Consider the following 23,587-nt stretch of genomic DNA (forward strand, 5'->3'; position numbering starts at 1 on the left):
TGTCGGCCGCATCATGCAATCAGAGAGCAGCCATTGTGTCCAGCCCGTGACCTGATCTTGACTCCGCGTGCCACCGGAGTTCACCGATAGCACACGGAAAGCGCTTTCTCACTGGGCGTGCCGGAGTGTACGCCCAGTGAGAGTAAGCGCTTACGCCAGTTGGACGTCGTGCCGCGTGGGCACCCCGTCCGCGATGCGCACCACCTGTCGCGACGGGGAGTAGCTCGTCGCCACTACGGTGTAAGTGCCGGGGTCGAGATCGTGGAAGACATACCGCCCGTTCTCATCCGCGCGGGTGGTCCGCACGAGCTGGCCCGAATCGTCCAGCAGGGTCACCGTGACCGCGGGCCGCGGCTCGTCCGGGACGGCGATCGAACCGTGGATCACGGCCCCGTCGGCCAGTTCCACGTCCTGTTGCGCGGTGCCGGATTCGCCCGCCGTCACGGTGAGCGCGGTGGGCCGGTAGCCCGTCGCGTTCACGGCGAGCGTGTACATCCCCGGCGGCAGCGAGGTGAACGCGTACTCGCCGCTGGTGCCGGAAAGCCGGGAGCCGACCACGTCGCCGTTGACGTCGGTGATCGTGACCGCCGCGTCCATGATCGGCACGCCGGTGGTGGCCGCGCGGACCACGCCGCGAAGCCCGCCCGCGCCGGTCAGGGCGACGTCCATCCGCACCGGGCCGTCCAGCACGTTCACCGTGACGGCCTCGGGCTGGTACGTCGCGGCCGAGGTGATCAGCACGTAGCCGCCGCGGCCGGGCGCCAGCAAGGTGAAGGCACCGCTGGAATCCGTGGCGCCACGGCCGATCTGGCGGCCGGTGGCGTCCACGAGGGTCACCGCCGCGCCGGCGACGGGACCGCCGTCCGGGTCGTGCACCCGGCCGGCGATCTCGATGGCACGGTGGTCCTGTTGTGGGATACCGGTGGTCATGACGCCGCGTCCGCCCGCGCGCCGGTGGTCATGTCGACGTCCACGCCCGCGGACTCGCCGGAGGTGAGGTCCACCTGCCGCACCGCGGGTTCGTACAGGCTCGTCACCACGGTGTACTCGCCCGGCGCCAGATCGCGCAGTTCGTAGTGCCCCGCCGCGTCGGTGAGGGTGGTGGCGACCTGCTGTCCCAGCGAGTCGCTGACGGTCACCGTCGCGTTGACCAGCGCCTGGCCGTCCGGGCCGGTGACCGTGCCGTGCAGCACGCCCATCGCCGCCACGACCAGTTCCACCACCGCGGGCTCGGCCGCGCCGGCGAGCACGGTGACCGCGTGCGGCTGGTGGTTGTCCACGTGCGCGGTGATGGTCACCTCGCCCGCGGGCAGCCCGGAGAGCAGGAACTTCCCGTCGTGCGCGCTGCTGGTCTGCCCGACAACCTGGCCGGTGGAGTCGGTGGCCAGCACCGCGGTGCCTTCCACCGGGACACCATCGGCCCGGCGCACGATGCCCGCGACGACCCCGCCGCCTTCGACGACGAAGTCGTGGACCGCGCCGAGCCCGTTCACGGTGACCGAAGCCGCCGCCGGCTGGAAGCCGGGCGCGGTCACGATCAGCGTGTAGGTGCCGGGCGCGACACCGTCCAATGTGTACGTTCCGTCCTGGCCGGCCCTGGCGCGGCCGACCTGCATCCCGTCGGCACCGGTCACGGTGATCACCGCGCCCGCGACGCCGGAACCGCCCGGGGTGCGCAGGGTGCCGCTGATCTCGCCGGGACGCCCCGGCGCGACCGCCGCCCGCCGCACGGTGGGCGCGTCGATGGCACTGGAGGTCGTGATGTCGACCAGCTCACCGGATTCGGCGGCCAGTTCGGAGCCGACCGTCTCGTGCGGGACGGTCGCGGCGAGCGGTTTGGGCTTGCCGACGAACCACGAGCAGACCGCGCCGACCACGCACGCGATGATCGCGAACCAGAAGGCCGCGGTCAGCCCGTCGGAGAACGGCTGCGAGATCAGGTTCGGGAAGAAGCTGCGGCCGGTCAGGAACGAGGCCTGGTCGGGGGGCAGCTGGTTGAGCACCCCACCCAGCAGTTGCTGGATCGGGTTGTAGCCGAGGAACGCCGCGAACAGCACGCCGACCGGCGGCAGCTGGGCGATTCCGGCGGCCGCGCCGGCAGGCACGCCGTGCGCGGTCAGGCCGTGGTTCAGCGCGTCGGGCAGGCTGCCGGACAGGCCCGCGATCATCAGGCTGAAGAAGAACCCGATGGACAGCACCATCGCCGAGTTCTGGAACGTCGCGGTCATGCCCGCGCCGGCGCCGCGTGCGTTGGCGGGCAGGCTGTTCATCACGTCCGCCCGGTTCGGCGAGGCGAACAGGCCCATCCCGACGCCGTTGAGCAGGAGTATCGCCGCGAACGCCCAGTAGTTGAAGTTGACCGGCAGGATCTCCAGCAACAGGAAGCTGACCGCGGTCGCGATCATGCCGAAGGTGGCCAGCGCACGGCCGCCGATCCGGTCGGTGACCACGCCGGAGATCGGTGCCGCGATGAGGAAGCCGACCGTCATGGGCAACATGTAGATGCCGGCCCACAACGGTGTCTGTTCGAAGCTGTAGCCGTGCTGTGGCAGCCAGATGCCCTGCAGCCAGATGATCAGCATGAACTGCAGCCCACCGCGGCCGAGTGAGGCGAGCAGGTTGGCCGCGTTGCCGAAGCTGTAGGCGCGGATCTTGAACAGCGACAGGTTGAACAGCGGGTTCGCGACCTTGGTCTCGATGATCCCGAAGATCAGCAGCACGATCACCCCGCCGATGAGGCAGGACAGCACCATCGGGCTGGTCCAGCCCATGGTGTGGCCGCCGTAGGGCTGGATGCCGTAGGTGATGCCGACCAGTACCGCGATGAGGCCCACGGCGAAGGTGATGTTGCCCCACCAGTCCATCTTGGCGTGGTGCCGCTCGCTGGTGTCGTGCAGCTTCAGGTAGGCCCAGATGGTGCCGAACACGCCGAAGGGCACCGAGACGAGGAAGACCAGGCGCCATTCGACGGGGCCGAGCAGACCACCGATGACAAGCCCGAGGAACGAGCCCGCGATCGCCGCGACACCGTTGATGCCCAGTGCGAGGCCACGCTGTTTGGCGGGGAAGGCGTCGGTCAGGATCGCGCTGGAGTTGGCCATCAGGAACGCGCCGCCGATGCCCTGGATGACCCGCCAGCCGATCAGCCAGATCGCGGCGCCGCTCCCGTCCATCCAGGTGATCGCGAGCAGTACCGAGGAGAACGCGAAGACGGCGAAGCCGAGGTTGTACATCCGTACCCGGCCGAACATGTCGCCGAGCCGCCCGAAGCCGACGACGAGCACCGCGGTGACGACGAGGAAGCCCATCATCATCCACAGCAGGTAGCTGGTGTTGCTCGACTCGAGCGGGTTGATGTGGATGCCCCGGAAGATGTCCGGCAGCGCGATGAGCACGATCGAGGAGTTGATCGTGGCCATCAGCATGCCGAGCGTGGTGTTCGACAGGGCTATCCACTTGTAGCGGGGCCCGAGTTCCTCGATCGACCAGGTTCGCTTGTGCCGGGAATGCTGAACCTTCGGATCGACCGTCTGCTGCAGAGCAGACTGCACTTCCATCACTCCAACCAGGGAAAGCTCACGTCACCATTGACTACAAGCGGCAAAATTAGTTGACCTATGCTAACTGATTTGCACTCGACGGGGCGACTTGGCTCACTGAATGGACTTACGTGATTCGCATCGCATCTTCACGGTGCGTGACAATTGTCCGGATTCTACCGGCGCGGGCCCCCGGGCGGCGCCGCTGGAAGCCCCGAGGAGCTGACGGCCTTCGTCGCCGGGCGGGTCGGTCCGGGCAAAAGGTGCGTATGGTGGGATTCGCCGATCGCGCAGACTGCCCGGGGGCGCCTGAAATGCCGGTATTCACGCCCGGCGGTGCGGCCCGTGAGCGTTCCGATACCGGCTGCTGATCTCGCAGCCACGAGTTCGTCCCTTGATCCGGTTCGAATGGTCCGAACGGCCTACACGAGGATCAAATACCGGGAGGACGAAACCGTGCCTATCGCAGTATCCGCAGCACTCGACGAACAGGCGGGGGTGGCCGCCGGGAAGATCGGGGAACTCCGCAGCCCCGGCCGTTACCTGGTCAGCTCCATGCTGGCGGGCGCCTTCATCGGTGTCGCCGTGGTGCTGCTGCTGGCCACCACCGGACCGTTGAACGCCGCGAACTCACCGTGGACGAAACTGGTGCAGGGGTTGGTGTTCGGGGTCGCGCTGACCCTGGTGGTGTTCGCCGGGGCGGAGCTGTCCACCGGCAACATGATGACGATGATCCAGGGCATGATCGCGCGCCGCAAGGGCGTCGGGGCCGGGATCGGGGTCATCGTCTTTTCCTTCGTGGGCAACCTGATCGGCGCCATCGTGTTCGCGTGGCTGGTGCACGCGGGCGGCGTCATGGGCATCGGCGGCACGCCGGGGCACGCGGCCCCGGGTGCGGCGCTGCTCGCGAGCCTGGTCAAGACGAAGGCGGCCGAATCCGCCGGGACGCTGTTCTTCCGCGGCGTGCTGTGCAACTTCCTGGTCTGCCTCGCCGTGTGGATGGCCGCCCGCACCAAGTCCGACGGGGCGAAGCTGGCGGTGATCTTCTGGTGCCTGCTGGCGTTCATCGCCTCCGGGTTCGAGCACGTCGTCGCCAACATGACCACGTTCTCGCTCGGCATGATGGAGGGCGTGCCCGGGGCGACGATCGGCGCGTTCGCCAAGAACCTGCTCTACGTCGGGCTCGGCAACCTGGTCGGTGGCGGGCTGCTGGTCGGTGCCGCCTACGGCTTCCTCGGCCGCAAGCCCCAGCCGGTCAACCCCGCCACCGTGGACGAGGGTGAGCTCGCGAAGGTCTGAGCCCACTCGCACGGAAAACCCTGGCCTCTCCCGCGCCGAGGCCGGGGTTTTCCGCTTTCAGCCAGTGAAAACGTCGGTAGTCCCACGGCCCGTCCGGCGGTGATGGTGTGCGGCAGGCACATCTACACGCAAAGGAGCGGCGGATGACTTCGTTCGCGCGGGACCAGTGGTACGTGGCCGCCTACGGCCGGGAGATCGGCCGGGAGCTGTTCGCGAGAACCATTCTGGGCGAGCCCCTTGTCTTCTACCGGACCGTCGCGGGCGAGGTGGTGGCCCTGGCCGACCGCTGCGTGCACCGGCGTTTCCCGCTCTCGGAAAGCAGGCTCGACGGGGACCGGATCGTCTGCGGCTACCACGGTTTCACCTACGACCAGGCAGGCAGCTGCGTATCCGTGCCAGGGCAGAGCCGGATCCCGCGGACGGCGCGGGTGCCTTCGTATCCCGTGGTGGAGCAGGACTCCTTCGTCTGGGTGTGGATCGGGGACCGTGACCTAGCCGCAGAAACACCGGTCCCGCGCGCGCCGTGGCTCGCCGATCCCGGCTACACCACGGTGTCCGGGATGGAGCCGCTGAAGGCGCGATACGAGCTGCTGGTGGACAACCTGCTGGACCTGTCACACGAGACCTACCTGCACGGCGGCTACATCGGCACGCCGGAGGTGGCCGAAACGCCGATCACCACCGAGGTGGACGAGGAACGCGGGATCATCTACGTCAGCAGGCACATGGACGACGCGGCCTGCCCGCCGTTCTACGCCAAGTCCACCGGTATCGACGGGCGGATCACGAGGTGGCAGGACATCGAGTACCGGCCGCCGTGCCTGTACCTGCTGCACAGCCGCATCGCGCCGGCCGGTGTGCTGCCCCGCGCGGACGGCACCGACCCGGACGCCTGCCACGTCGAGGTGGTCTACGCGATCACTCCGGAGACCGAGCACAGCACGCACGACTTCTGGGCCGTGGCAAGGGATTTCGCCCTCGACGACGAGGAGGTCTCGGCGTTCCTGGCGGAGAACAACCGCACCGTGGTGCTGCAGGACGTGGTGGCGCTGGACCTGCTGGAGCAGGTGATCCAGCAGGAGCCGGAGGGCTACCAGGAGCTGTCGGTCAACATCGACACCGGTGGCCTCGCCGCGCGCCGGATCCTGAAGAAGCTGGCCGCGGCGCGATGACCGCCATGCTGAACGGCGAAACGGTGTACCGCATCCACTGGAAACTGGGCACCGACCTGCTCATCGGCGTGTGCCACTGCGGCGCACGGCACGAGTCGGAGGATCCGGTGGAGCTGTGGGAGTGGCTGCTGGCCCATCCCGACGGGCACGGTGTGGCATGACCGAGCTCGATCTTCTGGTGGCACGCAAGGAGATTCTCGCCGAGGGTGTCGTGCGGCTGACGCTGCGGGATCCCTCCGGCGCACCGTTGCCGGCGTGGGAGCCGGGGGCGCACGTGGATCTCGTGCCGCGGCCGGACCTCGTGCGCCAGTACTCGCTCTGCGGCGATCCGGCGGACCGCTCGGCGTTGACGGTGGCTGTGCTCCGGGAGCAGCACGGCCGTGGCGGTTCACGGTACGTGCACGACGAGCTTTCCGAGGGCGACCGGCTGCGGATTCGCGGGCCCCGTAACCATTTCGCGCTCGCCGAGGCGCGGCGGTACCTGTTCATCGCGGGCGGCATCGGGATCACCCCGATCGTGCCGATGCTCGCCGCGGCCGAGGCGCGCGGCGCGGACTGGCGACTGGTGTACGGCGGGCGCACCCGGGCGTCGATGGCGTTCCGCGAAGAGCTGTGCACGGCGTACGGCGATCGCGTGAGCGTGTGGCCGCAGGACGAGATGGGGTTGCTGGATCTGGACGGCCTGCTCGCCGAGCCACGCACGGACACCGCGGTCTACTGCTGCGGGCCGGAACCGTTGCTGGCCGCCGTCGAGGAGCGGTGCGGCGCGTGGCCGCCGGGCGCGCTGCACGTGGAACGGTTCTCGCCCAAGGAGTCCGCCGCACCGAACGGGTCGTTCGAAGTGGAGCTGGCGCAGTCCGGGCGAGTGGTGAAAGTGCCGGAGAACATGTCGATCCTCCAGGCGATCGAGGACGCCGGGGTCACGGTGCTCTCGTCATGCCGGGAGGGCACGTGCGGCACCTGCGAGACATCGGTGCTCGAAGGCGTGCCGGAGCACCGCGACTCGCTGCTCACCGACGAGGAACGCGCGGCGAACGATACGATGATGATCTGTGTCTCCCGCTGCGCCGCGGGCCGTCTCGTGCTCGATCTCTAGCACCGAGTGGCACCATGAAGGTGGAGGTCGCAGTGCACGTCGACGACGACCGCGCGGTCCAGGGCCGGTCGGTCACCAGCAAGGTGCTGGCGCTGCTCGACGCCTTCAGCCCGGCCTGTCCCGAACTGACCCTCTCCGAGCTGGCGCGCCGGGCCGGGATCTCGCTGTCCACCGCGCACCGCCGGGCCGCCGAGCTCGCCGAATGGGGTGCGCTGGAGCGTGGCCAGGACGGCCGGTACCGGATCGGCCTGCGGCTGTGGGAGGTCGCCTCGCTCGCTCCCCGCGGGCTGGTCCTGCGCGAGGCGGCCATGCCGTTCCTCGAGGACCTGTACGAGGTGACCCACGAGAACGTGCAGCTCGCCGTGCGCGAAGGGCTCGAGCTGGTGTTCGTCGAGCGGATCACCGGCAGGCGGGCGATCCCGGTGCTGACCCGGGTCGGCGGCCGCTTCGCGTTGCACGCCACCGGCGTTGGCCTCGTGCTGCTCGCGCATGCGCCGGCCGAGGTACAGGAGGAGATCCTCGGTTCGCCGTTGCGCGCCTACACCGACCGGACCATCACCGACCCGGTCCGGCTGCGCGAGGTGCTCGCCTCGGTGCGCCGCACCGGGTACGCGGTCAGCGACGGGCAGGTCACCGTCGGCAGTGTCTCCGTCGCCGCGCCGATCACCGGCCCCGACGGCACCGTGCTCGCCGCGCTTTCCCTTGTCGCGCACGCGGATGGCGCGCAACCGGCGGCGCTGGCGCAGCTGGTGCGGACAGCCGCCCGCGGCATCGCCCGCGCACTGACACCGGTGCACGGTTGACTGACCAGTCGCTCATTTACCTAGGCTGATGGCGCTCATCGCGCGCGCAGCCGGCATCTCGAACGGCTCGCTCTTCACCTACTTCGCGACGACGGCCGAACTCTTCGACCAGCTGTACCTCGAGTTGAAAACAGGGATGGTCACCGCCTCGCTGGCCGGGATTTCGGCGGAGCGTCTCCGATGACATCACTCAGGAGACCCGCGCCGCGACTCATGGGGCGATGGCCACGGTCGCGGGCCTTTTTCTGACCCGATAAGTCAGTGACCAGACAGACAATCAAGGAGATGACCGAGTCGGGATCGCACCACGCAGGGCGTACGTCATCACCGGCCCGGCCTCGGGTATCGGCCGCCGCGCGGGCACGCGGTGCCCGTTGTGTGCGACCCCGGTGCGACGGTGTCTACTGCGACGAGCGGGGCCGGCCGATGCTCGGCTCGAAGCTGGTCGGCGGCCCCGCGTTCCAGGACCGCGTCGTCGTGGAAACGCGCGCGCTGCTCGCGACAGTCCCGGGCTGATCTCCTGTCAGGATGCGTCGGTCGCGGCCGACATGTCACGGATCTAGCCTGAGGACATGACTTCCACGCACCGGCAACGTCGTCGCCTCGTCGGTTCGGTGAACGAGTTCACGGCTCTGCACCACGCCGGGCGTCCGCTACTGCTGCCCAACGCCTGGGACCACGCGTCGGGCGCGGCCCTTGTCGCACAAGGGTTTCCGGCGCTGGGCACGACCAGCCTCGGTGTGGCTGCGGCGGCGGGACTGCCGGACGGCGTCGGGGTAACCCGGGAAGAGACCGTCGCGCTCGCCCGGCGGTTGGTCACGCTGCCCTGTCTGCTCACCGTCGACATCGAGACCGGGTTCGGCGACGAGCCGGGCGAAGTCGCCGTGCTCACGGGTGAACTCGCCGGGATGGGCGTGACCGGGGTGAACCTCGAAGACGCGTTGGGCGACGTCGGCCGTCAGTGCGAGCTGATCGCGGCGGCCAAGACCAGCGGCCTGTTCGTCAACGCGCGCACCGATACGCACTGGCTCAAGCCGGACGGGGTCGACCTCGACGCCGAAGCGCTCCGGCGCGCACAGTCCTATGTGGACGCCGGGGCGGATGGCATCTTCATCCCCGGGATGACCGGCGAGTCCTCGATCGCGCTTGCGGTGCGGGAAATCCCGGTGCCGCTGAACATCCTGTACTCACCGGCGGGCCCGGGCTTCGCCCGCCTGGCCGAGCTCGGCGTCGGCCGGGTCAGCTGTGGCTCGCTGCTGTTCCGCGCCGCACTCGACGCGGCCGTGCGGGTAGCCGCCGCGGTGGCCGCGGGCGAGCCCGTCGCGGCGGACATCATCAGCTACGCGGAGGTGGCAGGCTTTTCGACGAGGTGGGACAACGCTGTTTCCAAATCCTCACCCGCGTCCTTCGGCAGCCGCCGGTAGACCTCGGCGGCCGCGTGGCCGAACCCGTCCGGCAGGCCGGCGGCGGCGAACGTGCGCCCGATTTCGTCCAGCTCGTACGACCAGCGCCAGCCCCGCTCCAGGCCGACGCGGGCCGCCTGCTCGGAACGGGCGGGCAGCTCCGGCTGGCTCTGCCGCCATTCCCTCACCAGTTCTTCTTCCACACCAAGGGATCGCGCCGCCGCGCGAACGGCGAGCAGGATCGCGTTGGTGCCCTTGGTCCACGCCGCGTAGACCATCTTCAACGCCGACGCGTCACCGATCTCGCCGTCGAGGACCCGGGCTTCGAGCACCGAACCCGCGAACAACTCCGCGACCGCCGGCGCCTCGGCACCGGCCAGGTACAGCCGGGTGGTGCCGGCCTCGCGGGGCGGCGGGCCGACGATCCCGCCGTCGACGAACCGGGGGACCAGCCCGGCGATCCGCGCGAGCGTGGCCGGGCTGACGGCGTTGAGATCCGCGTAAAGCCCTTGGTAGCCCTGGAATTCCGTGGCCACGTCCACCGCCGCGTGCGGCGGGCAGACCGACAGCACGATCTCGCATTCGTCCTTGATCCGGGCGATACCGCCCAGATCGGTCAGCCCCGCCGCGCGCCGCCGGGTGTCTTCGCTCCGGCCGCCGGACGCCCACGCCGCGCCGGGCACCAAGGCGGCGACGGCGGCGCCCATGTCTCCGGGATGCACTATGCCGATCATGCTCCCGAAGCTACCTGCTCTCTCGCCGCCAGCAGTTGCGCGGCGGCGAAAGTCAACCCTTCCAGCTGGCCCAGCTCCACGTCTTCATGCTCGATATTGATCGCGATGTCCGGATCCACTTTCGCCAGCGCGGCCAGGAAATCCGCCCAGTACGCCACGTCGTGCCCTTTTCCGACCGACACGAACTCCCACGGCGGGGTCTCCGGGAACCGGTTGAGCACATACCGCCCGCCGATGCCCACGGAAGGCTCGCCGGGGCCCGGGGTGCGGAACCGGTCGTCGAGCACCCCGTTGAGCCGGCAGTGTTCCTCGTTGATCCGCACGTCCTTCGCGGCCGCGTGGAAGACCCTGTCGCCGAGATGCCCGATCACCGTGATCGGCTCCATGCCCTGCCAGAACAGGTGGCTCGGGTCCATCTCGGCACCGATCTGCGTCGAGCCGGTCCGCTCGATGAGCCGGGTCAGCGTGGCCGGGTTGTAGACCACGTTGTGCGGATGCATCTCGATGCACACCCGCACGTCCGCCCGCCGCGCCCGCTGCTCGATGTCCTGCCAGAACGGCACGGCCACCTCGCTCCACTGGTACTCCAGCACTTCGCTCGCCGCGGAGTTCCACGGCTCGACGATCCACGCCGGGGCGAGCGCGCCCGGGTGCGCGCCGGGCTGGCCGGACATCGCCACCACGTTCCGCACGCCGAGCAGCCCGGCCAGTTCGATCGCCGAGCGCAGGTCACCCGCGTGCTTGGCCGAAACGGCCACGTCGGGGTGCAGCGGGTTGCCGTTGACGTTCAGCGCGGTCAGCGTGATCCCGGCGCCGGCGATGCGGGCCAGGTACTCGCGTCGCGCGCGTCCGCTCGCCAGCAGGGCGTCGACGTGAATGTGCGGGGCCGGGATGAACCCGCCCGCGTTCACCTCCAGGCTGTCCAGACCCATCCCGGGCAGTAGCTCCAGGATCTCGTCGAGGGTCCGGTCGTGCAGGCAGGCGGTGTAGGCGCCGAACTTCATCCGTTTCTCCCGATCGTGACCGCGGCCCCGCCGTTGTGCGCGGACGTGACCACCGCTTCGAGCACCGCCAGCCCGTGCGCGCCTTCGTCGAGCGTCGCACAGGGTGGCAGTTCCTTGATCCCGGCGATCTGGTCGAGGAACGACCGCGCCTGGTAGGTGAACAGGTCCGCGGTGCCGTGCCCGGCGCCGGGCGAGTCCATCGGGAGTCCATTGTGGATATACGGATGCGCGGGCCCGACGTACACGGTCCGGTGTCCGTTGAGCTCAGCGCGCGGCGCTTCGTCGGAGATGGTGAACTCGCCGGGGCGGTGCAGGTTGAACGCCGCGGATCCCTTGCCGCAGAACAGTTCGAGGGCCAGCCCGTCCGGCATCCCGTGCGCCACCCGCGAAGCGGAGAAGGTGCCCAGCGCCCCGTTCGCGAACTTCGCCGTGAACGTGACCACGTCCTCGTTCTCCACCGCCGCATACTCGCCGGTCAGCTCCGCGCGGGCGTGCCCGACGGTCGGCCCGGCCGGGATGGGCCGCCGCGGGATCACGGTTTCCAGTCTGCCGCCGCTGATCTCGGTCACCGGGCCGCACAGGTACTCCGCCAGGTCCAGCAGGTGGCTGCCGGTGTCGGCGAGGATGCCCGACCCAGGCCCGCCGCGGTAGCGCCAGGTCAACGGGGTGAGCGGGTCGAAGGCGTAGTCGTACCAGGCGTGCCCGTTGAAGTGGACGGGATCGCCGAGCCTGCCCCCGGTGAGCGCTTCCCGGATCGCGCTGACCGCGGGGGAGCGGCGGTAGGTGTACCCGACCACGGCCACCCGGTCCGTGCGCCGGGCGGCCTCGGCCATCGCGCGGCCGTCGGCGGCGGTGGGTGCCAGCGGCTTCTCGCACAGCACGTGTTTTCCGGCCGCCAGCAGGGTTTCCAGCATTTCGCGATGCAGCTGGTTGGCCACCACGACACTCACCGCGTCGATGTCCGGCGCTTCCGCGATCGCGTGCCAGTCCTGTTCGACGCGCTCGAAACCGTAGCGGCGCCGGGCATCCTCGGCGAGCGCGGTGTTGAGGTCGGAGATCGCGACCAGCCGCACCGGACTCCGGTCGAGGTCGAACACCGTGCCCGCCGAGCGGTAACCGGCCGCGTGGGCGCGCCCCGCCATCCCGGCGCCGATCACCGCGACACCGGTCATTTCGCCGCCTCGTGGAGTTCGATCGCGTTACTGATCCGACCGAAGGTAGGCGGACACCAACCGCAGCGGACTTGCTCGGAGAAACCCATTTCCGCCGTGGCTGTAGTCGGATCAGTAACGATCGGCACAGTACCGGACGGGTCGGCGAGGAAACACTGCCGGGCCTTGCCGATCGGCACCGGATCGCTCACCTGCACCCCCTCCGCCCGCAGCTGTCCGACGGTGGCGTCGAGATCGTCGACGAGCAGTGCGAAATGCTGTCCCTGCGCGGCGGGCGGGGTGCCGGCCACGAGGTGGACCTGTTGCCCGCCGACGTCGAGCCAGGTGCCCGGTGCCAGCTCACCGGGCCGGTCGGTGCGCTCGGTCAGGCCGAGCACCCGGGTGTAGAACTCCCGGGCCCCGGCCAGATCGGCGACCGTGATGGCCACGTGGTGGATCGCTTTCATGTACTGCTCCCCATCTCGTGCAGGGCACCCATTTCGGGCGCCTGGATCCGGTCGATCTCGTGGCGCAGCGCGTCCAGTTCGGAGCCGCCCGCCATGTGGTGCGTGAGCTGTTCCAGGGTGAGCTCGGCGCGGCGGGCGTTCAGCTCCACTTCTCCCTGGCGCAGCACGACGAAATGGTCGCCGACCATGAACGCGTGCGGTGGGTTGTGGGTGATGAAGATGACGCCGAGCCCCGCGTCGCGCGCCGAGGCGATGTACTTGAGCACGACCCCGGACTGCTTCACGCCGAGCGCGGCGGTCGGTTCGTCGAGGATCAGCACCCTGGCGCCGAAGTAGATCGCCCGCGCGATCGCCACGCACTGGCGCTGCCCGCCGGACAGGCTCGCGATGGGCTGGTCCACGTCGGGCAGTTCGATGCCGAGTTTCCTCAGTTCGGTGCCGGTGGTCTCGCGCATCTTCTTCACGTCGAGCCTGCGCACCGGCCAGACCCCGGTCGTCGGTTCCGAGCCGAGGAAGAAGTTGCGCCACACCGGCATCAGCGGGACCACGGCCAGATCCTGGTACACCGTGGCGATCCCGCGGTCCAGTGCTTCCCTCGGGGAACCGAAACGCACCGGCTGTCCGTCCACTTTGTACTCACCGGCGTCGTGCGCGTGCAGCCCGGAGACGATCTTGATCAGCGTGGACTTGCCCGCGCCGTTGTCACCGAGCACGCAGGTGACCTCGGCTTCGCGCACCGCGAGATCGACCCCGCTCAGCGCGGTGATGTTGCCGTAGTTCTTGCCGACCCCGGTCAGCTCGACGATCGGCCCGGTTTCCTCCGCCATGGCCGGTCACCTCCTCGCGGTGCGCAGCCGCACCCACATGTTGAGCAGTGTCGCGATGAGCAGCACCGCGCCGACGAAGAACTTGACCCAGTCGGGATTCCAGCCCGCGTAGACGATTCCCTGGGTGGTGGCGCCGAAGATGAGCGCCCCGATCGCACCACCGATCGCCGAGCCGTACCCGCCGGTGAGCAGGCAGCCGCCGACCACCGCCGCCGCGATGAAGTACAGCTCGTTGCCCACGCCCTGGCCGGACTGCTGCACGTCGAACGCGAACAGCTGGTGCATCCCGACGAACCAGGTGCAGAACCCGACCGTCATGAACAGCCCGATCTTGGTCCATTTCACCGGCACCCCGACCGCGCGGGCCGAATCGGCCTGCCCGCCGACCGCGTAGATCCAGTTGCCCACCTTGGTGCGCAGCAGCACCCAGGTGGCGATGGCCAGCAGCAGGATCCACCAGAAGACGGTGATCTTCACCGCGACGCCGCCGATGTGCACGTCGGAGGCGAACACCGCCTTGGCCGAGTCGAACCCGTCCATGTCGGCGATCGAATCGGTGGCCACGTTCCCGGTGACCAGTTTGGTGATCGCGAGGTTGAGCCCTTGCAGCATCAGGAAACTGGCCAGCGTGATGAGGAAGCTGGGCAGTCTGGTGCGCATCACCAGCCAGCCGTTGAAGAACCCGATGCCCAGCGAGAGCACCAGCGCCAGCAGCACCCCGACCCACACGTTGACCGTCAGCTGGAACGCCAGCATCGACCCGGCCAGCGAGGACGTGGTGACGCCGACGCCCGCGGAAAGGTCGAACTCGCCGCCGATCATCAGCAGCGAGACACCGACCGTGGCGATGCCGAGCGTCGAGCTGGCATAGAGCACAGTGGACAGTGAAGCCGCTTCGCGGAAGGGCGGCGCCACGGCGAGGAACAGCACGAACACCGCGACGGCGCCGAGCAGCGAGCTCAGTTCCGGCCGGGCGAGGATCCGCCGCCCGAGCGAACGCGGTTTCACCTGCGCGTGCGGGACGGCCGGGGTGGGCGCGATTGCCTGTGTCATGGGAATCCTCGCTACCGCGTGCCGCGATCGGCGAAGGCCGACACGGCGTCGACGTTGCTCTTGTCGATGAACGCGGGCCCGGTGAGCACCGGCGCGATGCCACCGCCACTGATGTCGCCGTTGTACTTGTACAGCCACAGCGCGTCGATGGCCAGGTAGCCCTGCAGGAACGGCTGCTGGTCGATCGCCCACAGCACGGAACCGTCCTTGATCGCGGCCACCAGCGCCTTGTTGAGGTCGAACGTCGTCACCTTCGCCGAACTGCCGGCGCCGGACACGGACTTCACCGCCAGCAGCGCGATCGGCGCGCCGAGGGTCACGACGTAGTCGATGCTCTTGTCCTGCTGCAGTTTCGCCTGGATCGTGGACTGGGTCGCGGTGGCGTCCTCCCCGTTGACGTTGAGCACCTCGGTCTGGCCCTTGAACGTCTGCTTGACCCCGTTGCAGCGGGCTTCCAGCTGCGTCTGGCCCTGGGTCTGGATCACGCACAGCGCGTGCTTGGCGCCGGCGTCGTCGAGCTTGTTCCCGAACGCCTGGCCGGCGATCGACTCGTCCTGCCCGAAGTACTCCAGCAGGCCCAGTTTCTGCCAGCTGTCCACGCCCGCGTTCAGTCCCACGACGGGAATGCCGGCCGCCTTGGCCTTGGCGATGCCGTCGGCGAGCGCGTCCGGATTGGGCATGGTGAGCGCGATACCGTCGGGTTTCTGATCGATCGCGTTCTGCAGCAGCGCGGCCTGCTTGGGCGCGTCCGGGTCGGAGGTGTAGGTCAGGTCCACGTTGTCCTTGGCCGCCGCGGCCTGGGCGCCTTTCTGGATGATGTCCCAGAAGGTGTCCCCGGCCGGGGCGTGGGTGACCATGATGATCTTCATCCGGGGGGTGTCGGCCTGGCCGGCGGCCACCCCGCCACTCTGGGTTTCGGCGCCTTTGCCGCCGGAGCCGCTGCACGCCGCGAGCGTGAGCACCGCCGCCGTGGTCACCGCGGTGAGGGCGAACTTGCGAGTTCTGCGCATCATGCACCTCTTTGTGCAGGGTGAGAACGAGCCTGTCGCGCGCTACTAGCGCGCTCTAGTGACGCGTACTATGCTGCGGATCACATCGGCATGTCAAGACCCTCCGCGCAACGGTTTCGGATGCGGAAGGCAGGATCGGGGAATGGTCAGTGAACGGGGTGCCCGCGACCGCCGTCCCACCATGTCCGACGTCGCCGCGCGCGTCGGAGTCTCCCGCGCGCTGGTGTCGCTGGTGTTCCGCAACGAGCCGGGTGCCAGTGACGAGACGCGGGAAAAGGTGTTCGCCGCGGCGCGCGAGCTCGGCTACCGGCCCGACAGCGCCGCGCAGATGCTGGCGCGCAGCCGGAGCAAGGTGCTCGGCGTGATGCTGACGGTGCGCAACCTCTTCCACGCCGATCTGGTGGAAGGCATCTACCCGGTGGCCGAACGGCTCGGCTACGAGATCCTGCTTTCCGGCGCCGCGCCGCCCGCGCGAGACGAGCGCAAGGCGGTGGACGCGCTGCTCGGGCACCGGTGCGAGGGCTTGATCCTGCTGGGCGGGCATCTCGATACGGACTACGTCACCGAGCTGGGCAAGCGCATCCCGGCGGTGGTCGTGGGGCGGCGGTTCCCCGGCGCGGAGGTCGATTCGGTGCACGTCGCCGAGGGCAAAGGGGTTCGCCAGATCATCGACTACCTCGTCGATCTCGGGCACACCTCGATCGTCCACATCGACGGCGGCGACGAGGCCGGCTCCGCCGAACGGCGCCGCGCGTACCTCAGCGGTATGCGCCGGCACGGGCTCGCCGAGCACATCCGCGTGCTGCCGGGCGGCCACACCGAGGAGTCCGGCGCGAACGCGGCCCAGGCCCTGCTCGCCGACCGGGACAGGTTGCCCACCGCGGTGTTCGCCAGCAACGACCGTTCCGCGGTCGGCTTCCTGGACACGGTCTGGCGCGCCGGGCTCGACGTGCCGGGTGACGTGTCGGTGGTCGGCTACGACGACAACCACCTGGCGCGGCTTTCGCACATCGACCTCACGACCGTGCGGCAGGATCCGGAGCGGCAGGCGGAACTGGCGGTGCGGGCGGTGGTCGAACGGCTGGACGAGCCGCGGATGCGGCCGCGCGAGCTGGTGCTGCAGCCGAGCCTGGTGATCCGGGGGAGTACCGGCGTGCCGAAGCACTGAGAGTTGATGTGGTCTAGACCTATTGCTAACCTGGGCGGTACTTCCCTCACAGCAAGGAGATCGTCATGCCGGAACGCCGCGTCGTCGTCGGGTCGTCGGTGGGTCTGCACGCCCGGCCCGCCGCGTTGTTCGTCAAGGCCGCCGCCGCGCAGCCGGTGCCGGTGACGATCGGCCTCGGTGACGGTGAGCCGGTGGACGCGCGCAGCCTGCTGTCGGTGATGGGGCTGGCCGCCAAGCACGGCGACGAGGTTGTCCTGCGTGCCGAGGGCCCCGAGGCCGACGCCGCGCTGGCCGAGCTGGCCACCGTGGTCGCCACCGATCACGACTGACGCGGCGGACGTCGGTCCTGCCGGCTTCTGTCGTGCGGGATGATCCAGGCGGCGTATGCTTCCGGTTGAAGTTTCAATGACCGGAGGCGTCGGGGTGGAGATCAAGGAGCTGGGGCACGTCGTGCTCTACGTCCGGGACATCGAACGATCGGCCGCGTTCTACCGGGACGTGCTGGGCTGGCGTCAGATCCTGCCCGCGCCCGGCCGGGACGCCGAGCTGGGCAAGCTGCCGGTCGCGGCCTTCAACGCGCCCGGCGGGCGTACGCACCACGAGCTGCTGCTGATCGAGGTCGGGCCGGAGGCGGCGAGCCAGCCGGAGGGGCGGCGCGTGGGGCTCTACCACTTCGGGCTCAAGGTCGGTGACAGCGACGACGAACTGCGTGAGGCGCTGGCCAGGGTCTCCGAGACCGGCACCCCGTTGCTCGGCATGAGCGACCACTTCGCCACCCACAGCCTGTACATCGCGGACCCGGATGGCAACGAGGTCGAGCTGTACGTCGACGTGCCCGGCGTGGACTGGGATTCCCCGGAGGCGATGGCCTCCGCCCCGAGGCCGCTCGCGCTCTAGCGAGCAGCACGCTCCGCCCACCGGTGCCCGGCAACGCAAGCGGAGCCTCGCCACGCCCACACCCCGCCACCGAACCGATCCCCAGCGCCCTCAGCGGCCGACGTGCCGCGTCCAGGCATCTTTCCCGCCTTGACGCGGTGCGGCGACCGTTGAACACTGCGCGATCGGGGCGGGGGTGGGTGCCATAGCGCGCTCCGCGCGCGGCCGTTGCTGCCGCAACCGTTGCGGCGCAAGGGAAAAAGATTCTCCTCGCCGGAGGGGCTGGCTCCAGGATGAACGGGGCCCGTAGCTCGGCCGCCGGTCCCGGCGCGGCTGGGAGAGAGAGTTGGGTGTTCATCCCGTCGCCTACTCCCAGGGGTATCACTTTGCCCCGGACCCGCAATCTCGCGTTGTCGGGCCGCGGATCTGCGGGGGGGGGGGGCGGGGCAAAGCGATTTCGGGGTCGCAGGCGACGGGATGAACACCCAACTCCGGGGCCGTGCTCCGCCCGCACCCGCGATCACCCGCGCACGAGCCGCTCCAACACGTCCACCCCGATCGGCAGCGCCGCCTCGTCCACGTCGAAGTACGGGTTGTGGTGCGGCGCCGGATTTCCCCCGCCCACCACGGTGTAGGTCGCCCGGCCCCCGGCCCGCTGGACGACTTCGGCGAACAGGCTCGCGTCGTCGCTGCCGCCCATTTCGTGCAGCCGCACCGTCTCGTGCCCGCCCGCCTTGGCCGCGACGAGCACGGCGTCGAGCAGTTCGTCGTCGCAGTCCAGAGAGGTCGAGCCGCCCGTTTCCTCGATCTCGACGGTCACCTCCTGCGCTTCCGCCGCGCCTCGCAGCACCTGCTTCACCCGCTCGGTCAGATCGACGTTCACCGCGCCGTCCCGCGAGCGCGCTTCGCACGTCAGCTCCGCGAGCGCCGGCACGATGTTGACGTTGCCGGGAGCGTGCAGCGTGCCGACGTTCACCCGGGTGTCGGCGGTGGAAAACCTTGGCAAACCGTGGATTCCCAGCACCGCCGTCGCGGCCGCGAGCAGTGCGTTCCGGCCGTCCTGCGGCGCCGCCGCGGCGTGCGAGGCGACGCCGGTGAACCGGGCCCGCATCTTGGTGGTCGCGAAGATCCCGGTGATGCCCGCCGCGACCGTTCCCGCCGCGAGGTCGAGGCCGAGGTGCATGGCCACGAACCTGTCGACCCCGTCCACCGCGCCCGCGCCGAGCATCGCGCGGGCGCCGCGCCCGCCCTCTTCCGCCGGCTGGAACAGGAACCGCACCGTGCCGGGGAAATCCCGGTCGGCAAGGCGTTCGGCCAGCGTCAGGCCGATGGCGACGTGCCCGTCGTGCCCGCAGGCGTGCATGAATCCCGGGTAGTCCGAGCGGAAACCGGCCGCGGCCGGGACGTGCCCGCCGTCCTCGGCCTCGGCGACCGGGAGGGCGTCCATGTCGAAGCGCAGCGCCCACGTCGGCCCGGGACGGGTGCCTTCGAGGTCCGCGATGACCGCGGTGCCCTGGGCGGCGAGTGTCTCGACATCGGTCGCGTCCGCGCCGTTGGCGACCGCCAGCCCGGCGAAACGCTCCAGCGCCTGCTCATCCGGGTAAGCCGGGATACCCTCCAGGCGCATCGCCTCCGGCCCCATGCGCAGGCGCACGGGCAGCTTTCGCAAGCGGGACAACACAAGCGCGGCGGTGCGCAGCTCGCAGAAGGCCGGCTCGGGGTGGGCATGCACGTCGCGGCGCAGCGAGACCAGGTCCACGGTTTTCCTTTCGTCGCCTCACCGCAGTAGATCACCCGGCACTACCGCCGCGCCAGCAGCGGGATCCGCCCGCCCGCGAGCACCGCTTCCACCTGCCGTGGCGAAAGCCGGTGACAGAGCAGGTAGTCCTCGTCCTTCGTGACATTGTGGACGGTCAGCTTGTCGTCCCCGGGAAGGTTTTCCCGCAGCTTCTGCACGCGCAGCACGTCGTCGCGGCCGATCCGGTCGTAGTCGGCCGGATCGGTGAACTCCAGCGCGAGGATGCCGAAGTTGGCCAGGTTCTGCCAGTGGATCCGCGCGAACGACTTCGCCAGCACCGCGCGCAGGCCTAGGTAGCGGGGCGTGATCGCGGCGTGCTCCCGCGACGAGCCCTGCCCGTAGTTGTCCCCGCCGACGATGAAATGACCGTGCTCCTCCTCGTGCGCCCGCCGGGTGTAGTCCTCGTCCACCTGGCTGAAGGTGAACTCCGCGAGCTTCGGTACGTTCGACCGGAACGGCAGCGAGCGCGCGCCGGCGGGGGAGATCTCGTCGGTGGAGATGTTGTCACCGAGCTTCAGCAGCACCGGCCCCGCCATCTCGTCCGGCAGTTCCGGGAAGTCCGGCAGCGACGAGATGTTCGGCCCCTTGACCAGCTCCTCGCGGGCCGCCTCGTCCGGCGGCAGCGGTGGCACCAGCATGTGGGTGTTCACCGAGGCATGCCCGGGCAGCGACAGCTCCGGGTACGGCACACCCAGCTCACGCGGATCCGTGATCACCCCGGTCAGCGCCGCGGCGGCCGCCGTCTCCGGTGAGCACAGCCACACCGAATCCTCCTTCGTGCCGGACCGTCCGGGGAAGTTCCGGGGGAAGGTGCGCAGCGAGTTGTGCCCGGCGGCGGGTGCCTGGCCCATCCCGATACAACCCATGCACCCCGCCTGGTGGATCCGTGCCCCGGCCGAGATCAGGTCGAAGGTGGCACCCATCTTCGTCAGGTCCGCGAAGATCTCCCGCGAGGACGGGTTCACGTCGAAGCTCACCGAATCCACGGTCTGCCGCCCGCGCACCATCGCCGCGGCCATCGCGAAGTCCCGCAGGCCGGGATTGGCCGACGAACCGATCACCACCTGGCCCACCTCCGTCCCGGCGACTTCGCGGACCGGGACGACGTTGCCCGGCGAGGACGGTTTCGCGATCAAAGGCTCCAAAGTGGACAGATCGATCTCGTCCTCGAGGTCGTAACCGCCTCCGGGCAGCAGCTCGGTGAAGTCCTCCTCCCGGTCCTCGGCGCGCAGGAACTCGCGCACGGCGCCGTCGGCGGGGAACACCGTCGTGGTCGCGCCCAGCTCCGCGCCCATGTTCGCGATGACGTGCCGGTCCATCGCGGTCAGCGTGTCCAGACCGGGGCCGTGATACTCGATGATCCGGTTCAGCCCGCCCTTCACCCCGTGCCGCCGCAGCATCTCCAGCACGACGTCCTTGGCCGACACCCAGTCCGGCAGCCTGCCGGTCAGCCGCACCCCCCAGATCTCCGGCATCCGCAGGTAGAGCGGCTCACCGGCGATGGCCTGTGCCACCTCCAGCCCGCCGACCCCGATCGCGAGCATGCCCAGCGACCCGGCCGCGCAGGTGTGCGAGTCCGAGCCCGCCATCGTCCGGCCGGGCCTGCCGAAGCGCTGCATATGCGTCGGGTGGGAGACGCCGTTGCCCGGTTTGGAGAACCACAGCCCGTACCGGCGGCAGGCCGAGCGCAGGAACGCGTGGTCCTCGGCGTTCTTCTCGTCGGCCTGCAGCAGGTTGTGGTCGACGTACTGGACGCTCACCTCGGTGCGGGCTCGTTCCAGGCCGAGTGACTCCAGCTCCTGCATCACCAGGGTGCCGGTGGCGTCCTGGGTCAGTGTCTGGTCCACCCGCAGCGCGATCTCGTTGCCCGGCGCAGGCTCGCCGGAGAGCAGGTGGCTCTCGATCAACGCGCGTGCGACCGACATCCGGGCACCTCCTCAGCGGGGTTCGTCCTCGTCGTACACCACGACTCGCCGCTGGTCCGCCACATCGGCCGGGTCCGCTTCGGTGGACGCCTCGGAATCCGGCTCCACCGGCGGGTCCGGGGAGATTTCGCGGCGCTGCTCCAGCACGTCCTCCACCGGTGCCAGCACGTCCTCGTCCACGATGTCCGCGGGTTCGGTCACGGGGTCACTTCCTTTCCGGGTTCAGCCGAGTCCGGCCACGAACTTGCTGACTGCGGTCGCCACGTCGGGGTGGCCCAGCGGCAACGGTGCGGGCACACGGTCCCGTTTGCCGCCTTCGCTGTGCGCGATCGTGTGCACTTCGACGCCGGATCTCGTCAGCGCCCAGCGACGCGTCTCCGTCTCGTTTTCCCAATCCTCGTCGGCCTCCGGGCCATCACCCGGCTCGACGAAACCGCGCGCGCCCGGGTCGACCAGCAGGACCGAGCGCACCGACTCGCTGTAGCGCTCGGCCAGGCGCAACGCCGTGTCCGCGTAGGGGCCGCTGGCCACCAGATGCACAAGCTTGCCCGGCCGGTCGCCGAGGATGTCGTCCGCTTCGGAAAGGCCTCCGTCGGCGGGCAGCCGGCACCACACGATGCGCCACTGTTCGCCCAGCTCACGCCAGGTCGCGGGCAAATCCTCGTGCGGGGCAGCCCCGGCGGGGTCGAGCACCAGCACGATCGGGCCGTCAGGGGTACCTTCGGTGACGGCGGAGGGGCCCCGGGCTCGTACCGGGTCGGAAAAGCTGTTCACAGCCGCTCCTTTCGTCCGGTGTCCGGCTACCCCGGGTACCGGCCCGCTACACGGACTTCCGGTCGGAGGAGGGGAACGTTATGGGAGACAACGGTTTTCCGGTCGACATACTCGAGGACAGCGAGGCTGTGCTCGACCAGAGACGGCGCGCGGTGCGTGCGGTCGCGTCCGCGGCGGCGGACGCGGACGACTGCGCGCTGCTGCTGGAGGCACTGGGCCTGAGGCCCACCGAGGGGGTCACCACGGTGCCGGAGCCGCGGCCGGGCCACTGAGTGTGGTCCCCCTCACAGGGGAACGGGCTGCGCCGGTTTTCGTGATGATCTGGAGGTGCACCCGATGACACCCCTCGTGAAGGACGGATTCGATGACTCTCGGCGAAATTCCGCTGCGCACGCTTTCCGGTGACGCGGCGAGCCTGAACGACCTCGGCGCCAAGGCGCTGCTCGTGGTGAACGTGGCGTCCAAATGCGGGCTCACCCCGCAGTACGAAGGCCTGGAGCGACTCCAGGAACGCTACGGCGACAAGGGTTTCTCCGTGGTGGGCTTTCCCTGCAACCAGTTCGCCGGGCAGGAGCCGGGCACCGCGGGGGAAATCGCGGAGTTCTGCTCGACGACTTACGGCGTCACCTTCCCCCTGTTCGAGAAGATCGACGTGAACGGCCCCGACCGGCACCCGGTCTACCGCGAGCTGGTGGAGACCGCGGACGCCGACGGTGAAGCGGGCGACATCCAGTGGAACTTCGAGAAGTTCCTGGTCGGCGCCGACGGCAAGGTGATCGCGAGGTTCCGTCCCCGCACCGAGCCGGAAGCGCCCGAGGTCGTCGCGGCCATCGAAGCCGCGCTGCCGTAGCGCTTCCGGCAAGGAGACGTCCGGGAACACCCCGCCTGTGGTGTGGGGTGTTCCCTCAGCTCAGCTCCACCAGAACATCAAATCCTTGGTCACTCAGAACCGCCGCTTGGCCTCGTTCGCCGCGGCGCCGGTCGTGAGTTTCTCCAGCAATCCGATCAGGATCGTCTGCTCGGGCTTGCTCAGTGAATTCGCCCAGGCCTGCTCGCGCTCGTTGTGCGCCTCGTACGCGCTCGTGATCGCCTCGTGCCCGGCGCCGGTGAGGTTCAGCAGTACCGCCCGGCGGTCGTGCTCGGCCTGCTTGCGGGACACGAGCCCGTCCCGTTCGAGCGTGTTCACCAAGGCCGAAACCGCGGCCCGGCTCATCCCCGAAAGCTGGGCCACCCGCTTCGCCTCCAGTGGCCCGGCGAGCCACAGCACGAACAACACCCGGAACCCGCCCCAGCTCCACCCGCGCGGCCGGTGCACCGTCGACTCCCAGTCGTAGACCAGCGCGCTGGTCAGCCGGTGCAGGGTGAGCCCGAGCCGCATCGCGGCCGGGTCGACCGCCGGCAGCTCGGCCGTCGTCTTGGCGATCGCGTAATCCACGAAAGTCAGGTAGTCGAGTTCCTCGGGTGACGGGGCGGGCTCGGTGCTCATGC

27 protein-coding genes are annotated in these 23,587 nt (G+C 69.6%); 13 read left to right on the top strand and 14 right to left on the bottom strand.

Features of this window, described 5'->3' with window-relative positions; genetic code table 11:
* Positions 1–150 precede the first annotated feature (150 nt).
* Both VHD82_RS27360 and VHD82_RS27365 read right to left on the bottom strand, forming a co-directional pair.
* Complete coding sequence (locus tag VHD82_RS27360; protein ID WP_325710069.1) at positions 151–930, bottom strand: MSCRAMM family protein; 780 nt, start codon at positions 928–930, stop codon at positions 151–153.
* Entirely contained in the window at positions 927–3,425 is a 2,499-nt protein-coding gene (locus VHD82_RS27365) for an MFS transporter (RefSeq protein WP_325710417.1), read from the bottom strand. The genes VHD82_RS27360 and VHD82_RS27365 overlap by 4 nt, the downstream gene beginning before the upstream one ends.
* A gap of 570 nt (positions 3,426–3,995) precedes the next feature.
* On the opposite strand from VHD82_RS27365, the gene VHD82_RS27370 reads away from it, so the two are divergent.
* The 8 genes from VHD82_RS27370 to VHD82_RS27405 all read left to right on the top strand — a co-directional run bounded on the left by VHD82_RS27370 (position 3,996) and on the right by VHD82_RS27405 (position 9,333).
* Positions 3,996–4,838 carry a formate/nitrite transporter family protein gene (locus VHD82_RS27370; RefSeq protein ID WP_325710071.1) on the top strand — a complete coding sequence of 281 codons (843 nt, stop codon included), beginning with the start codon at positions 3,996–3,998 and terminating at the stop codon, positions 4,836–4,838.
* A gap of 143 nt (positions 4,839–4,981) precedes the next feature.
* Positions 4,982–6,010, top strand: a complete 1,029-nt coding sequence (locus VHD82_RS27375; RefSeq protein WP_325710074.1) for an aromatic ring-hydroxylating dioxygenase subunit alpha — start codon at positions 4,982–4,984, stop codon at positions 6,008–6,010.
* Positions 6,007–6,171 (top strand): hypothetical protein, encoded by a 165-nt coding sequence (locus tag VHD82_RS27380; protein WP_325710077.1) that lies wholly within the window; start codon positions 6,007–6,009, stop codon positions 6,169–6,171. The genes VHD82_RS27375 and VHD82_RS27380 overlap by 4 nt, the downstream gene beginning before the upstream one ends.
* Positions 6,168–7,106: a PDR/VanB family oxidoreductase gene (locus tag VHD82_RS27385; RefSeq protein ID WP_325710080.1), complete on the top strand. Its 939-nt coding sequence runs from the start codon at positions 6,168–6,170 to the stop codon at positions 7,104–7,106. The genes VHD82_RS27380 and VHD82_RS27385 overlap by 4 nt, the downstream gene beginning before the upstream one ends.
* A 14-nt stretch (positions 7,107–7,120) precedes the next feature.
* Positions 7,121–7,909, top strand: a complete 789-nt coding sequence (locus tag VHD82_RS27390) for an IclR family transcriptional regulator (protein WP_325710083.1) — start codon at positions 7,121–7,123, stop codon at positions 7,907–7,909.
* Between the two features lie 28 nt (positions 7,910–7,937).
* Complete coding sequence (locus VHD82_RS27395; protein WP_325710086.1) at positions 7,938–8,093, top strand: TetR family transcriptional regulator; 156 nt, start codon at positions 7,938–7,940, stop codon at positions 8,091–8,093.
* A gap of 194 nt (positions 8,094–8,287) precedes the next feature.
* Positions 8,288–8,425, top strand: a complete 138-nt coding sequence (locus tag VHD82_RS27400) for a hypothetical protein (RefSeq protein ID WP_325710089.1) — start codon at positions 8,288–8,290, stop codon at positions 8,423–8,425.
* A gap of 56 nt (positions 8,426–8,481) precedes the next feature.
* Positions 8,482–9,333, top strand: a complete 852-nt coding sequence (locus VHD82_RS27405; RefSeq protein ID WP_325710092.1) for an isocitrate lyase/phosphoenolpyruvate mutase family protein — start codon at positions 8,482–8,484, stop codon at positions 9,331–9,333.
* Here the strand turns inward: VHD82_RS27405 and VHD82_RS27410 are convergent.
* The 7 genes from VHD82_RS27410 to VHD82_RS27440 are packed head-to-tail and all read right to left on the bottom strand — an operon-like array spanning position 9,249 to position 15,561.
* On the bottom strand, positions 9,249–10,046 hold the full coding sequence (locus VHD82_RS27410; RefSeq protein WP_325710095.1) for a DUF1932 domain-containing protein: 798 nt from the start codon (positions 10,044–10,046) through the stop codon (positions 9,249–9,251). The two genes, VHD82_RS27405 and VHD82_RS27410, sit on opposite strands and share 85 nt — an antisense overlap.
* On the bottom strand, positions 10,043–11,050 hold the full coding sequence (locus VHD82_RS27415; RefSeq protein WP_325710098.1) for a sugar phosphate isomerase/epimerase: 1,008 nt from the start codon (positions 11,048–11,050) through the stop codon (positions 10,043–10,045). The genes VHD82_RS27410 and VHD82_RS27415 overlap by 4 nt, the downstream gene beginning before the upstream one ends.
* Positions 11,047–12,222, bottom strand: coding sequence for a Gfo/Idh/MocA family oxidoreductase (locus VHD82_RS27420; RefSeq protein ID WP_325710101.1), 1,176 nt, complete (start codon positions 12,220–12,222; stop codon positions 11,047–11,049). Before VHD82_RS27420 ends, VHD82_RS27415 begins: the two co-directional genes overlap by 4 nt.
* Positions 12,219–12,668 (bottom strand): VOC family protein, encoded by a 450-nt coding sequence (locus VHD82_RS27425; protein WP_325710104.1) that lies wholly within the window; start codon positions 12,666–12,668, stop codon positions 12,219–12,221. The genes VHD82_RS27420 and VHD82_RS27425 overlap by 4 nt, the downstream gene beginning before the upstream one ends.
* The gene (locus tag VHD82_RS27430) at positions 12,665–13,495 is read right to left on the bottom strand and encodes an ATP-binding cassette domain-containing protein (protein WP_325710107.1); all 831 of its coding nucleotides are present in this window, start codon (positions 13,493–13,495) and stop codon (positions 12,665–12,667) included. The genes VHD82_RS27425 and VHD82_RS27430 overlap by 4 nt, the downstream gene beginning before the upstream one ends.
* Positions 13,496–13,501: 6 nt before the next feature.
* Positions 13,502–14,548: an ABC transporter permease gene (locus VHD82_RS27435; RefSeq protein WP_325710110.1), complete on the bottom strand. Its 1,047-nt coding sequence runs from the start codon at positions 14,546–14,548 to the stop codon at positions 13,502–13,504.
* A gap of 11 nt (positions 14,549–14,559) precedes the next feature.
* Positions 14,560–15,561, bottom strand: coding sequence for a sugar ABC transporter substrate-binding protein (locus VHD82_RS27440; protein WP_325710113.1), 1,002 nt, complete (start codon positions 15,559–15,561; stop codon positions 14,560–14,562).
* A gap of 139 nt (positions 15,562–15,700) precedes the next feature.
* Here VHD82_RS27440 and VHD82_RS27445 point away from each other — a divergent pair, with 139 nt between their 5' ends.
* The 3 genes from VHD82_RS27445 (at position 15,701) to VHD82_RS27455 (ending at position 17,623) form a co-directional block, all read left to right on the top strand.
* Entirely contained in the window at positions 15,701–16,726 is a 1,026-nt protein-coding gene (locus VHD82_RS27445; protein ID WP_325710116.1) for a LacI family DNA-binding transcriptional regulator, read from the top strand.
* Positions 16,727–16,791: 65 nt separating this feature from the next.
* On the top strand, positions 16,792–17,055 hold the full coding sequence (locus VHD82_RS27450; RefSeq protein ID WP_325710118.1) for an HPr family phosphocarrier protein: 264 nt from the start codon (positions 16,792–16,794) through the stop codon (positions 17,053–17,055).
* Between the two features lie 76 nt (positions 17,056–17,131).
* On the top strand, positions 17,132–17,623 hold the full coding sequence (locus VHD82_RS27455; protein WP_325710121.1) for a VOC family protein: 492 nt from the start codon (positions 17,132–17,134) through the stop codon (positions 17,621–17,623).
* A 499-nt stretch (positions 17,624–18,122) separates the two neighbouring features.
* Here VHD82_RS27455 and VHD82_RS27460 read toward each other — a convergent pair whose 3' ends face one another.
* Genes VHD82_RS27460 through VHD82_RS27475 form a run of 4 tightly spaced genes read right to left on the bottom strand, consistent with a single transcriptional unit; the run spans position 18,123 to position 22,099 of the window.
* Positions 18,123–19,361 (bottom strand): amidohydrolase, encoded by a 1,239-nt coding sequence (locus tag VHD82_RS27460; RefSeq protein WP_325710124.1) that lies wholly within the window; start codon positions 19,359–19,361, stop codon positions 18,123–18,125.
* Between the two features lie 41 nt (positions 19,362–19,402).
* Positions 19,403–21,325 (bottom strand): aconitate hydratase, encoded by a 1,923-nt coding sequence (locus tag VHD82_RS27465; RefSeq protein WP_325710126.1) that lies wholly within the window; start codon positions 21,323–21,325, stop codon positions 19,403–19,405.
* A 12-nt stretch (positions 21,326–21,337) separates the two neighbouring features.
* Positions 21,338–21,526 carry a hypothetical protein gene (locus tag VHD82_RS27470; protein WP_325710129.1) on the bottom strand — a complete coding sequence of 63 codons (189 nt, stop codon included), beginning with the start codon at positions 21,524–21,526 and terminating at the stop codon, positions 21,338–21,340.
* 21 nt (positions 21,527–21,547) lie between these two features.
* Entirely contained in the window at positions 21,548–22,099 is a 552-nt protein-coding gene (locus VHD82_RS27475) for a hypothetical protein (RefSeq protein ID WP_325710132.1), read from the bottom strand.
* 80 nt (positions 22,100–22,179) lie between these two features.
* Here VHD82_RS27475 and VHD82_RS27480 point away from each other — a divergent pair, with 80 nt between their 5' ends.
* Both VHD82_RS27480 and VHD82_RS27485 read left to right on the top strand, forming a co-directional pair.
* Positions 22,180–22,371 carry a hypothetical protein gene (locus tag VHD82_RS27480; RefSeq protein ID WP_325710135.1) on the top strand — a complete coding sequence of 64 codons (192 nt, stop codon included), beginning with the start codon at positions 22,180–22,182 and terminating at the stop codon, positions 22,369–22,371.
* Positions 22,372–22,463: 92 nt separating this feature from the next.
* A complete protein-coding gene (locus VHD82_RS27485) occupies positions 22,464–22,949 on the top strand; it encodes a glutathione peroxidase (protein ID WP_325710138.1) in 486 nt (161 codons plus the stop codon).
* A gap of 93 nt (positions 22,950–23,042) precedes the next feature.
* On the opposite strand, the gene VHD82_RS27490 is transcribed toward VHD82_RS27485, so the two are convergent.
* Positions 23,043–23,585, bottom strand: a complete 543-nt coding sequence (locus tag VHD82_RS27490; protein ID WP_325710141.1) for a MarR family transcriptional regulator — start codon at positions 23,583–23,585, stop codon at positions 23,043–23,045.
* Between the last annotated feature and the right edge of the window lie 2 nt (positions 23,586–23,587).

The organism is Amycolatopsis sp., assembly GCF_035546795.1.
GTDB lineage: Bacteria > Actinomycetota > Actinomycetes > Mycobacteriales > Pseudonocardiaceae > Amycolatopsis_E.

Bases quoted from the DNA above. Each gene is read 5' to 3' on its own strand.
- VHD82_RS27490 (WP_325710141.1), bottom strand. From the start codon at position 23,585: ATGAGCACCGAGCCCGCCCCGTCACCCGAGGAACTCGACTACCTGACT.
- VHD82_RS27360 (WP_325710069.1), bottom strand. From the start codon at position 930: ATGACCACCGGTATCCCACAACAGGACCACCGTGCCATCGAGATCGCC.
- VHD82_RS27365 (WP_325710417.1), bottom strand. From the start codon at position 3,425: ATGCTGATGGCCACGATCAACTCCTCGATCGTGCTCATCGCGCTGCCG.
- VHD82_RS27445 (WP_325710116.1), top strand. From the start codon at position 15,701: ATGGTCAGTGAACGGGGTGCCCGCGACCGCCGTCCCACCATGTCCGAC.
- VHD82_RS27435 (WP_325710110.1), bottom strand. From the start codon at position 14,548: ATGACACAGGCAATCGCGCCCACCCCGGCCGTCCCGCACGCGCAGGTG.
- VHD82_RS27405 (WP_325710092.1), top strand. From the start codon at position 8,482: ATGACTTCCACGCACCGGCAACGTCGTCGCCTCGTCGGTTCGGTGAAC.
- VHD82_RS27425 (WP_325710104.1), bottom strand. From the start codon at position 12,668: ATGAAAGCGATCCACCACGTGGCCATCACGGTCGCCGATCTGGCCGGG.
- VHD82_RS27430 (WP_325710107.1), bottom strand. From the start codon at position 13,495: ATGGCGGAGGAAACCGGGCCGATCGTCGAGCTGACCGGGGTCGGCAAG.
- VHD82_RS27420 (WP_325710101.1), bottom strand. From the start codon at position 12,222: ATGACCGGTGTCGCGGTGATCGGCGCCGGGATGGCGGGGCGCGCCCAC.
- VHD82_RS27390 (WP_325710083.1), top strand. From the start codon at position 7,121: ATGAAGGTGGAGGTCGCAGTGCACGTCGACGACGACCGCGCGGTCCAG.
- VHD82_RS27385 (WP_325710080.1), top strand. From the start codon at position 6,168: ATGACCGAGCTCGATCTTCTGGTGGCACGCAAGGAGATTCTCGCCGAG.
- VHD82_RS27450 (WP_325710118.1), top strand. From the start codon at position 16,792: ATGCCGGAACGCCGCGTCGTCGTCGGGTCGTCGGTGGGTCTGCACGCC.
- VHD82_RS27380 (WP_325710077.1), top strand. From the start codon at position 6,007: ATGACCGCCATGCTGAACGGCGAAACGGTGTACCGCATCCACTGGAAA.
- VHD82_RS27410 (WP_325710095.1), bottom strand. From the start codon at position 10,046: ATGATCGGCATAGTGCATCCCGGAGACATGGGCGCCGCCGTCGCCGCC.
- VHD82_RS27440 (WP_325710113.1), bottom strand. From the start codon at position 15,561: ATGATGCGCAGAACTCGCAAGTTCGCCCTCACCGCGGTGACCACGGCG.
- VHD82_RS27455 (WP_325710121.1), top strand. From the start codon at position 17,132: ATGACCGGAGGCGTCGGGGTGGAGATCAAGGAGCTGGGGCACGTCGTG.
- VHD82_RS27485 (WP_325710138.1), top strand. From the start codon at position 22,464: ATGACTCTCGGCGAAATTCCGCTGCGCACGCTTTCCGGTGACGCGGCG.
- VHD82_RS27480 (WP_325710135.1), top strand. From the start codon at position 22,180: ATGGGAGACAACGGTTTTCCGGTCGACATACTCGAGGACAGCGAGGCT.
- VHD82_RS27465 (WP_325710126.1), bottom strand. From the start codon at position 21,325: ATGTCGGTCGCACGCGCGTTGATCGAGAGCCACCTGCTCTCCGGCGAG.
- VHD82_RS27395 (WP_325710086.1), top strand. From the start codon at position 7,938: ATGGCGCTCATCGCGCGCGCAGCCGGCATCTCGAACGGCTCGCTCTTC.
- VHD82_RS27415 (WP_325710098.1), bottom strand. From the start codon at position 11,050: ATGAAGTTCGGCGCCTACACCGCCTGCCTGCACGACCGGACCCTCGAC.
- VHD82_RS27375 (WP_325710074.1), top strand. From the start codon at position 4,982: ATGACTTCGTTCGCGCGGGACCAGTGGTACGTGGCCGCCTACGGCCGG.